8 protein-coding genes are annotated in these 10207 nt (G+C 49.7%); all 8 read right to left on the bottom strand.

What is annotated here, in order from left to right; genetic code table 11:
* On the bottom strand, positions 1-1193 hold a 1193-nt coding region (locus tag OEM52_11050; GenBank protein MDK9700670.1), incomplete at its 3' end, for an ABC transporter permease.
* Positions 1183-2523: an efflux RND transporter periplasmic adaptor subunit gene (locus tag OEM52_11045; protein MDK9700669.1), complete on the bottom strand. Its 1341-nt coding sequence runs from the start codon at positions 2521-2523 to the stop codon at positions 1183-1185. The genes OEM52_11045 and OEM52_11050, both read right to left, overlap by 11 nt.
* The gene (gene pyk, locus OEM52_11040) at positions 2520-3911 is read right to left on the bottom strand and encodes a pyruvate kinase (GenBank protein ID MDK9700668.1); all 1392 of its coding nucleotides are present in this window, start codon (positions 3909-3911) and stop codon (positions 2520-2522) included. Before pyk ends, OEM52_11045 begins: the two co-directional genes overlap by 4 nt.
* Positions 3912-3987: 76 nt before the next feature.
* Positions 3988-4917 (bottom strand): tRNA (adenosine(37)-N6)-dimethylallyltransferase MiaA, encoded by a 930-nt coding sequence (miaA, locus tag OEM52_11035; protein ID MDK9700667.1) that lies wholly within the window; start codon positions 4915-4917, stop codon positions 3988-3990.
* Complete coding sequence (gene mutL / locus OEM52_11030) at positions 4914-6812, bottom strand: DNA mismatch repair endonuclease MutL (GenBank protein MDK9700666.1); 1899 nt, start codon at positions 6810-6812, stop codon at positions 4914-4916. Before mutL ends, miaA begins: the two co-directional genes overlap by 4 nt.
* A 2-nt stretch (positions 6813-6814) precedes the next feature.
* Positions 6815-7528, bottom strand: a complete 714-nt coding sequence (locus OEM52_11025; GenBank protein ID MDK9700665.1) for a hypothetical protein — start codon at positions 7526-7528, stop codon at positions 6815-6817.
* Complete coding sequence (locus tag OEM52_11020) at positions 7525-8607, bottom strand: AAA family ATPase (protein ID MDK9700664.1); 1083 nt, start codon at positions 8605-8607, stop codon at positions 7525-7527. Before OEM52_11020 ends, OEM52_11025 begins: the two co-directional genes overlap by 4 nt.
* A 159-nt stretch (positions 8608-8766) precedes the next feature.
* On the bottom strand, positions 8767-10107 hold the full coding sequence (locus OEM52_11015) for a T9SS type A sorting domain-containing protein (GenBank protein ID MDK9700663.1): 1341 nt from the start codon (positions 10105-10107) through the stop codon (positions 8767-8769).
* Positions 10108-10207: the final 100 nt, after the last annotated feature.

Genomic DNA, 10207 nt, shown 5'->3' with positions numbered 1-10207 from the left:
GACAACGCAACGGTAATCGAGACGCCAAGCGAGAGCAGGATCGACCAAACAGTAATCACCGTTGCCCAACCCGCCAGCCACGTCACGATGTAAGCGAGGATCACCCCCAATATCAAACCGACAAATCCACCAGCACCAGATAAGAGAATTGCTTCGGCGAGAAACTGACGAGCGATTTCCGCTTGCGTAGCGCCAATCGCGCGGCGGATTCCGATTTCTTGCGTCCGTTCCAATACTGATGAGAGCATAATGTTCATAATGCCGATGCCGCCGACAATCAGAGAAATTCCCGCAATAGCGCCCATAATAATCGTGAAGGTGCGTTGGGTGCGTTGGCTCTGCGCTAAGAGTTCTTCGGGAACGATAATCTGGTAATCCTTCGCGCCACGATGACGACGCTCGATGATTTGTCGAATGATTTTACCACCCGGCGAAACCGACGCCGCATCGCGCATTTGCACCAACAACGATTGCACTTGCTCGCGTTTTCCTCCGTCGGAAAACAATCGGCTCGCGGTTTTCAAGGGGATGAATACTTCCTTGTCGGGTTCCCAATCGGGAAGATTCGGCAGTTTCCACGTCTGTCCGGTCTGTTCCAACACCCCGACAATTTTGAATGGGGTTTGTCCGATGCGGATCCATTTCCCGACCGGCATTTCCGTGGGATACAGTTTCTTCGCAATTTCACTTGCCAACAGCGCTACCCGTGCCCCTTCCTCTTCATCGAGAGGGTGCAACAGTCTTCCAATGCGAATCTCGCGGTTGGTCGCATAAAGAAAATCGATCTCAGTACCGACAATCGACGCGGTCTCCGAAGCGTGGGTGTTTCTCACCTTCTGCATTTTTCGGATGTTAGGAATTACGGTCGAAACCCCAGGTACGATTTGCCGCAACGCTTCGCCATCGTCAAGTAACAATCCGTCGGGATTCTTTTTCTTCGCCGCTTCCTGATCTTCCTCTTTTCCGCCATTGGTCACAAAAATATTCAAAAGACCTAATTTTTCGATCGCTTGCACCGCATCGCGCTTCGCCCCTTCCGCAATCGCCAACATCGCAATCACGGCGGCTACACCGAAGATAACGCCCAACGATGTGAGCGCCGTCCGCAAACGGTGCGCGCGAAAGCTCCGCATGCTGTCGTCGATCGACTGCTTGGTCGTATTCAGAAACTTTTTAGTACGTTCAGCGACCACGTGTAACTACCCGCTGACTTTTATTTACTGAGGTGGTGGCTTCCGGTTTCTCCTCCTCGTCGTCGCTCTTCACTTTTTTACTAAGCAACCGAACTTTTTGTCCCGGTTCGACGCCACTCTCTATTACGACAAAATCGTCGTTGCGTTTACCTAATTTCACTTGCGTTCGTTTACTGCCGGTAGTTCCTACGACATATACATAGGAAAGCGAATCGGTCTCGATAGCGTCGATGGGAACATACACCGCATTGGCGGTTTCTTCTGCCAACACCGCTACAGTCGCTGTGATGCCCGGTTTCATCATCGAACTCGCGGAATCGATCGAAACAACGACATCAAACACTTTGACATTTTCATCGTTCTCTTTTCGCCGTGCCAATACCGAAATCTCTTTGACTTTGCCAGTGTATGCGGGATCGGGGAATGCATCGAGCACAATTTTTGCCGGTGCCCCTTTTGTTATCCGCGCAACTTCCACTTCGTTCACCTCGATTTTCGCTTCCATCGAACTCAAATCGGGAATCTCTAACAACGACATCCCTCGCCACGGTTGATCGCCAACTTGAATCTTCGCCATGTTGTTGCCTTTCCACATTTCGAGGTAGACAACAAGCCCGGGTTGTTTCGCTTCAATCCGCAGATCTTTCAAATCATTGTGCGCTTTATCAAGATCGAGTTGCGCTTGTTTGATTTTCAATTCCAATGTTCGTAAATCGGCAGAGTCAGCGGTTAGCTGCGCTACGATCCGCGCCCGCGCTTGTTCGTAGGAAATCTCCGCCTGCCGCATCGCCAACCGCTCTTCTTCTTTTTTTACTTCTGCTTCAAATTCCATTTGTTGTAACCGGAGTTTCGCTTGTTTGAATTGAGCGTCGGCGGATTCCAACTCCCCTTTCGATTTTGCGCGATTCGATTCCATTTCCGAACGGAACTTCTGTAAATTCGCTTGCGCGATTTCTAACTCTGCAGATTTGTCGTCGATTTTCTTCTGTAGCTCGGTGGGATCGAATTGGATGAGTAAATCACCCACATTTACAGTCGTTCCCTCTGGTACCATATCGATGATTTGCAGTGTGGTTTGTGATTTCGGAGCGACTACCGATACCGACTTTACAGCACGAACGACTCCGGTCTCAGTCACTTCGATTTTGAAGGTACCGCGTTTCACTTCCGCAGTTGCGTACTCATCGCTTACACCAAAGAAGCTGCGATATCCCCAGTATCCCAACACGACAAGGATGATCAGAGTGAGGTACCAACGCTTGCGGGCAAGCTGAAACAATCGCTTGCCGCTGTTATTCGTTACATTCGGTTTCGCTTCGGATTGATTCACAGTTTTCGCACCTGTACAAAGTTCGTCTGCCCAGCGCCGTGTGGCCAACCACCGGTTACGACGATTTGTGAGTTTTTCGATAGACCGAATAATCCGGTAACCGCCAATAGCGACGATTCTATCGGATGGCTGTTTTCCAATACCGCTACACAACGTACACCGGAGACCAGTGATAATTTACGCAAGACGGAAGCATTGGGACTCGTCGCAATGATTTTTGTTCGCGGCCGGAAGCGCGCAACCCGTTTCGCGGTCAAACCACTCGCAGTTGGTGTGACAATCGCTTCGGCTTGCAAATCCAATGCCATCCACGCCGCACCGCGGGCAATCGCTTCCTCGGTCTCGCTTTTCCCGCCACGTCGTCGCAGCAGAATTTCGGTATCGATTTCTTGCTCGGCATCGGCGATGATGCGAGCCATCGTTTGCACAACCAGCGCCGGGTGTTTACCCGTTGCCGTTTCCGCTGATAACATGACCGCATCGGTATGCTGCCAAACTGCACCGGCAACATCGGACGCTTCCGCCCGGGTCGGTCGGTGTTCGGTAATCATCGTCTCCAACATTTCGGTAGCGGTAACCGCTACTTTTCCTGCGGCAAGCGATGCCGCTAACGCCCGGCGTTGCAAGCGCGGTACGTCTTCGAGGGGCAGCTCGACACCTAAATCACCCCGCGCGACCATGATCCCGTCGAATGCTTGAATGATCTCGTCCAATTGTTCGATGGCTTCCGGACGTTCCACTTTCGCCATGATCCACGCTTTGGAATTTCTTGCTATAAGCGCTTCCCGCAAGGTCTGCGCGGCATGAGGCGAACGCACAAACGAAAGGGCAACCCAATCGACTTCGGAAGCAACGGCATCGAGCGCAGCAATATCCTGCGGCAATAAATCGGGTAAATCGAATCGGGTTCCGGGCAGATTGATTCCTTTCCTTGAAATCAAATGACCGCCAACGACAACCTTACCGGTAATACGTTTTGCTTCAACTTTTATCGTAGTCGCTTGCAATCGACCGTCGAAAAGAAGAATCGGTTCGCCCGGTTTCACTTGCTGCAAGAGCGACCAATCCCCGGCAGGAATGCCGCCGCTTTCGCCATCGGGAACAAACACGATTTCAGCTCCCACTACCAACTCAATACCCTCATTCGGGAGTTGTCCGACCCGCAATTTCGGGCCGGGTAGATCGAGCAGGATCGCGATGTGCTTTCCAGCTTCGGCTTCGGCGGCACGCAGTTTCGGAATCCATTCGCGCAATTGATCCGGTTTTCCGTGCGATGCATTCAACCGAAACGCATCCACCCCTGCCGCAATCAGGTCGCGTAAAACTACCGGATCCGACGATGCCGGTCCGACGGTTGCTAATATTTTGACGTGGCGAAAATTATTCATCGGTTGCTCTCATTATCTGAGAAATGGGAAAGTACAATATGTAGTAAGAAAACTGACTTACGCTACCCGATTGTTCCTACGCAATCGAATCTTGCCAAGTGGTGAGAATCTTTTGCGCTGTCTCTAACGTCGTTTCGTCCGGTTTTACATCGACCCATGTCACATTTTTCGTATGCCGGAACCACGTCATTTGCCGTTTCGCATATTGCCGGGTAACGATGTTGATTCGCTCTTCGGCTTCGGCAAGCATGATTTCTCCCCGCAGATACGCGGCAAGCTCCCGGTAGCCATGAAATTTTTCCCGGTCAATCGCTTCATCATAGCCTGCGGCAAGCAACGTTTGGACTTCCTCGATCCATCCGGTAGCGAGCATTTCTTTCGTTCGTTTCGCTATCCGGTTCACCACATCGGCACGGTCGCGGCTGAGTCCAACGTATATCGGGCTAAACTCAAACTCGCGCTCTTGTTCTTTCCACCATTGCGACATCGTTTTTCCCGATGCATGATACACTTCAAGCCCTCGCTCGATGCGTGGGTAATCGTTCGCCATAATGTTTTGCGCCAATGCCGGATCGATCCGTTGCAATTCATCGTGCAGTGCCGGTACTCCTTCGATACGGGCGCGTTCCCGCAATACTACCCGGTACGCTTCCTCGATGAGCGGTCCTTGAAACAAACCGTCGAAAATCGCGCGAAAATACAAGCCCGATCCACCGACCAGTATCACGTTTTTTCCGGCACTTACTAATTGGAGGATTTTCGCATGGGAAAGTTTCGCAAACTGTCCGGCTGTCATCGGTTTGTTGGCATCTTGAAAGTCAATGAGATGATGCGGAATCCCGGCGCACTCTGCTTCCGTCGGTTGCGCCGCACCGATGCGAAACCCGCGATACAATTGGCGGGAGTCGATGGAGATAATTTCTGCCGACAGAGATTTGGCAACGGCGACTCCTACCGCCGTTTTACCGCTGCCCGTTGGTCCGACAATACAGAGAAGAGGTTTCATCCGCCACTGCGTCCAAACCGGCGGTCAAGTTCGTCGATTGTTAATTGAATGAGTACCGGACGGCCGTGAGGACAAACATAGGGTAAATCGCAACGAAACAACTCTTCCAGCAAATGCAGCATTTCGGAAGTGGCAAGCGGCATCCCCGCTTTCACCGCCGCTTTGCAGGCAAAGGTGGCAGCCAATCGATCCATATCGGCGGGACGCGCTTCAAAATCACGGCGATACAAATCGAGCATTTGCAACACCAATTGATCCTCATTACCCGACCGCAGCCCTTGTGGAAAACCGGTTAACACAAGGGTCTTCGCGTCTTTGATGGCGAGCTTGAATCCAACACGCGCTAAATCGCTGGATAGCTCACGCACAGTTTCGACGTCTTCCGGGCTGGCTGCAAACTCGATGGGAAACAACATTTCCTGAATCGGCCAGCCATCGCGTGCCATTGTCCGGGTTGCCCGTTCATACAGGATTCGCTCGTGCGCGACATGCTGATCAATCATCACCAATCCGGAGGGTACTTGTACCAGAATGTACTTCCCTTGCATTTGCCAGAGCTGCGGCGCTTCCCCGCGGTGAATACCCTCTAATGCGGTGAGCAAAGCACTCTCTTCGCTTGCATTCGCCGCTTCCCGGCCCGATGGCGTCGCGTAATCGCGCCGCGCCTGCAGGAAAGAGTACTGCTCGGTAGGACGCTCACGATAACGCACGGGGATATACCCTTGTGGCGCATCGAAGAAACCAGTTTCCCGTTTGGCGTGAGGTTGCGTTGGGTGAGGTGAGTCGCCGTTGTGGGGATGGGGTACCGGCGCATTCGGTAGCGCGGGCTCGGCTTGCGGATAGTATCGATCCGATACCGGTTTCGCGCTTTGACTTTCCGCATCGAACCGATGAGTCGGCTCTTCTAAACCGCCGCTGCGCAAAGCGTCGCGTACCGCCTCCATCACAACCCGGCGCAGTAACGGCTCATTATCGAATTTCGCTTCCTCTTTCGAGGGGTGAACGTTGATATCGAATTGTCGCGGTGAGAGTTCGAGGAATAGAATGTAGAATGGATAAGTACCCGGTTCGGCAATTTGTCCTAAACCGGCAGTGACGCCGCCGGTAATCAATGGAGACCGAATGGCGCGACCATTCAAATATAAATGCTGATCGCCGCGTTGTACTCGCAATAAGGAGGCGGTTCCTACCAAACCGTGTAACTTAATGCCATCGCTTTCGTACTTGATTTCGCGTAAGTCGGCAGCGATTTTTTCGCCGAAGAGCTGCTCGACGCGCTGTGTCGTCGTCCCCGGCGCTAAGTCGTACAACAATTCGTCGTCGTTAAAAAACTTCCAACCGATTTGCGGATTGGAAAGCGCAAACCGCTTGAACCGGACGTGAATATGTCCGAATTCCGTTGCATTGGATTTCAAAAATCTCCGGCGTGCCGGGACATTATAGAACAAACTTTTTACGGTGAATTGCGATCCGACCCCGGCGGTAATCGGTTCGATCCGGACGATGCGCCCGGCATCGATGGCGAGATACCAACCAGTCTCCTCCTCTGCCATCCGGGTGCGGACTTCGATGCGGGCAACCGATGCAATCGATGGTAATGCTTCGCCGCGAAAACCCAATGACATCAATTGTTCTAAATCTTCGAATTGACGAATTTTACTGGTCGCATGACGCTCGAACGCTAAGAGCAAATCGTCGCGATCCATGCCGCTGCCGTTATCTGTCACTTGAATGAGGGTTCGTCCCGCGCCGCGAATTTGCACCTCGATGCGGTTCGCACCGGAATCGATAGCATTCTCCACCAATTCTTTCAGAACCGATGCCGGACGTTCGACTACCTCGCCGGCAGCGATTCGATTGGCAACAACTTCAGGCAGTACGCGGATTCTGGACATGGTTATAGTCTATCAAGTTCGACAAGTAAGTTACGAAGTGTAGTAAAGGCGGGGTGTCGTAGCTCGTTATCAAACTTTCCAGCTTTAATAGCCGCGTGGAACGGCGCTGCTGGTCTGTAACGTACAGCTGACCAAACCTGCATGTACGCCTTACCCATATATAATGGATCAACATTTACACCGGACCCAGAAGTACACTTGAAATATTCTCGAATACAATCATTAATTGGATCTACGGCTACTGCTTGTACACACAGGTCTTCCAACATTCCTTTTTCAACAATGGAAGGTAGAATACTAATTGCAATTCGAGGAAAATTATCAGAAAACTCATTTACGTTTCTTGGAAGTTCCTCCTCCACTGTTAGCCCACTTTTTACCAAATCGTGTTTTAATGCTTTTTCAGCTTTTTGTGCATCAGTATCAGCATCTCGGATTACCAGTATACCTCTCAGTCGTGCACCGAGATTCTGGTCAGCAATTGCTTTTAAGTAGCTGGGAATTCCACTCGTTCCGGTTGTATCTGATGACGGTTCATTAGTAGGTGTTGTATCCTCTGTTGTAACAGTTTGAACGCGAATAGATTTGTTGGGAAACACGGCAATCGATGTAATTCCAAGATCGTTCAATTGACGTTGGAGCAACTCAAATTCCGTTTCACCTTCGCAAACGATGTACTTCGAGTACGAAAAATCGAAATTAGTCTTATTCATCATCGAACCTCTAAGTCCAAATCGTATGATGTTGTTAATGTTTCCTTTCCAAACGTCGCAACCCGTGTTTCGTCGTCATAGCGAGCTAATTTGTGTACACTCAATTCATACGGCATCCCGTTCGCTTCATCCTCGATGAATGCTTCGTGAGCCGCCATGATGCACTCGCGGCTGTGGGTTGTGGCAAAGATTTGGGTGTTGCACTCTTTTGCAATTTTGTGGATATGCTTCCAAACTTCTTTCATAACTGAAAAATGCAAACCTGAATCTACTTCATCAAGAAGCACGGCATTGACTTCAGAGGATGCAATCACAGTTGTTACATCACTAATCCAAATTGTACCATCTCCTAAAAAAGAAATTGGGAGTAAACGGTTAAGCCCAATATCCACGTATAAAGACGGTACACCTGTGGGAGCTTCGATTGAAATTGATTTCAACCTTGGTTCAATAGCTTTGATAGCATCGAACACAATACGGTTTTTCATTTCAATCTTTAACTTACTGTATTCTCTCGCTGTCGATTCAAATCCTGTCCACGCAGAATGTAAATAAGGCACCCGTCCAATTGGTTGTAACGGCTCTTGGTTCTTCTCGTAAATCGGATTTGACTGATCAGCTACAACTCTTATCGAAGACATGTAATCATAGATATTGCTCGTTTGATTGCTCGTAAACAGCAAACCTGTAGACAAATACTCATCAATCGTATCGTGAATAATGGTTCCCTCGAATTCTTTGTCGATAAAAGTCTTTCCTTGTGCTGCAAGATTGTACAGATTAATTGACAGTTGCTTTGTTTGGTCGTGATCATCAACTAGTGAAATTTCAACACTTGGTTTATCAATTCCAATTGAAAAGAAGTATCGCCAAGCTTCGAGTTTCTGCCAGTTGTTTATGGCCCCACGAAAACCAGCTATCCAGTCGGCTGCTCTTGCATCTTGTAACACTGATAAAAACAAAGCTTCAAGTATAGTAGATTTTCCCGCATTATTCTTCCCCGTAAAGATATTGAACTGACTCAATGGAACGGTCAGCTCACGGATGCCGCGAAAGTTTTTGATCGTGATCTGTTTGTACATGGTTTCCTCACTGTAATCTTTCCAGAAGATACTTTCTCGAAGGGACGCTTACAATCCATTTCACCAACTTTCGTTACTTTGTTCCTAACGAAAAGGCGGTAGTTGCCTACCGCCCGAACGTATGATGTTGATATTATGATGCAACGAATTGGTAACCGGTTACTTCACGAATTGCATCCGCCCGCTGAGTGTTTGATGGTTTACCGTCAATCGGTAAAAGTAGACCCCGGACACCACGTTACTGGCGTCCCAATTCACGGCATAGTTGCCAGCCGGTTGATACATCTCCACCAACGAAGCGACTTCGTTCCCGGCAAGATTGTACACTTTTAAGGTTACTGACGCCGATTGCGGAATCGCATAGCGGATCGTCGTTATCGGATTGAACGGATTCGGGTACGCTGGTTCCAACCGTATCGCATTGGGCAATGCCGTTGGCGTTTGGTGAATCGTACTCGGTTCGTTGTAGACAAAACTCCACGTCGTTCCCGTTGTAACACCCCACGGGAAAATCTGGTCGACCTGCCAGTAATATGTGACATTACTTTGGAGCAATGAATCGAGATGTGTGCGTGTATCGCTGGCAAGCGTATCGATTACAGGTGGCGGATTTTGTGTACCGAGGCGGAGCACGATATTGGTCGGAGTAACGGTTGCTGCAATATCCCACTGAAGGGTAACTGGATTGGTGGTTATCGTATCGCTGTTCGCCGGTTGCGGATTCAATGCGGGTGAAGGAACCAACGTAGTGAAGCTCCAAGCAGTCCCTTGGGTGAATCCATTCGCATTCCGCGAATCGACTCGCCAATGGTAGGTAATCCCCGGCATCAATGTATCGGTCGTATAAGTTGTGTCGGAGCGGAAACCTGCCAACACCGGTGGATTGGTTGTTCCAAAATACACATCATAGGAATTTGCATTGGCACCTGGTGACCAAGTCAACCGATTGACACCCGGAATGATATTAACTGCGCCATTTAATGGGTTAGGATTTGATGCCGCTCCGGGTAGATTTGCAATGATTTCGTTGCTTGTTCCGATGTAGGTCGTATTCGGTCCGTTTGCACTGGTTCCTTGCATACCACCCATGTAAAGACGAACTGTACCGGTACCTGCAGCAGGTGCCGTCCAATTGAAGACACCAGAATCCCGCCCTGAGGTAGACAAGTGTATACCATTTGTTTCACCGGTGACGCTATAGACTGCCGTATTCGTGCTCGCCGTTATTACACCCGCATTGGTGGATCCGGTGCCGACCCGACAAGAAGCATTAAAGTTTCGAATTGAACTTCCGGAAGTTTTCCGAATTGAGATACGGTACTGCTGTCCGGGTGTATATTCAGCGGGAAAACCGACAACTTGCATAGTACCACTCGAATTGCCATGGCAAGAGATCGCACAAGTTTGACGTCCGGGAGCGCCAGAATATCCGGTGTAGTTCGCTCGGGCAAAAATTTGGGTCGCAAGTAACATCGCAATTATGCACAAAATGAATCGCATGGTAGTTTCCTTAAGAGATGTGAGCGGGAAAATAACAATGTATTTGATGGAAATCAGGAAGTCAATAGAACATTATCGATATATTCAATAGGTATTGGAT

This window comes from bacterium, assembly GCA_030247525.1.
Taxonomy (GTDB): domain Bacteria; phylum Electryoneota; class JAOADG01; order JAOADG01; family JAOADG01; genus JAOTSC01.
The sequence above is the reverse complement of the archived record's forward strand: the minus strand, read 5'-3'. Positions and strand labels throughout refer to the sequence as shown.

Bases quoted from the DNA above. Each gene is read 5' to 3' on its own strand.
- pyk (MDK9700668.1), bottom strand. From the start codon at position 3,911: ATGAATAATTTTCGCCACGTCAAAATATTAGCAACCGTCGGACCGGCA.
- miaA (MDK9700667.1), bottom strand. From the start codon at position 4,917: ATGAAACCTCTTCTCTGTATTGTCGGACCAACGGGCAGCGGTAAAACG.
- mutL (MDK9700666.1), bottom strand. From the start codon at position 6,812: ATGTCCAGAATCCGCGTACTGCCTGAAGTTGTTGCCAATCGAATCGCT.
- OEM52_11025 (MDK9700665.1), bottom strand. From the start codon at position 7,528: ATGATGAATAAGACTAATTTCGATTTTTCGTACTCGAAGTACATCGTT.
- OEM52_11020 (MDK9700664.1), bottom strand. From the start codon at position 8,607: ATGTACAAACAGATCACGATCAAAAACTTTCGCGGCATCCGTGAGCTG.
- OEM52_11015 (MDK9700663.1), bottom strand. From the start codon at position 10,107: ATGCGATTCATTTTGTGCATAATTGCGATGTTACTTGCGACCCAAATT.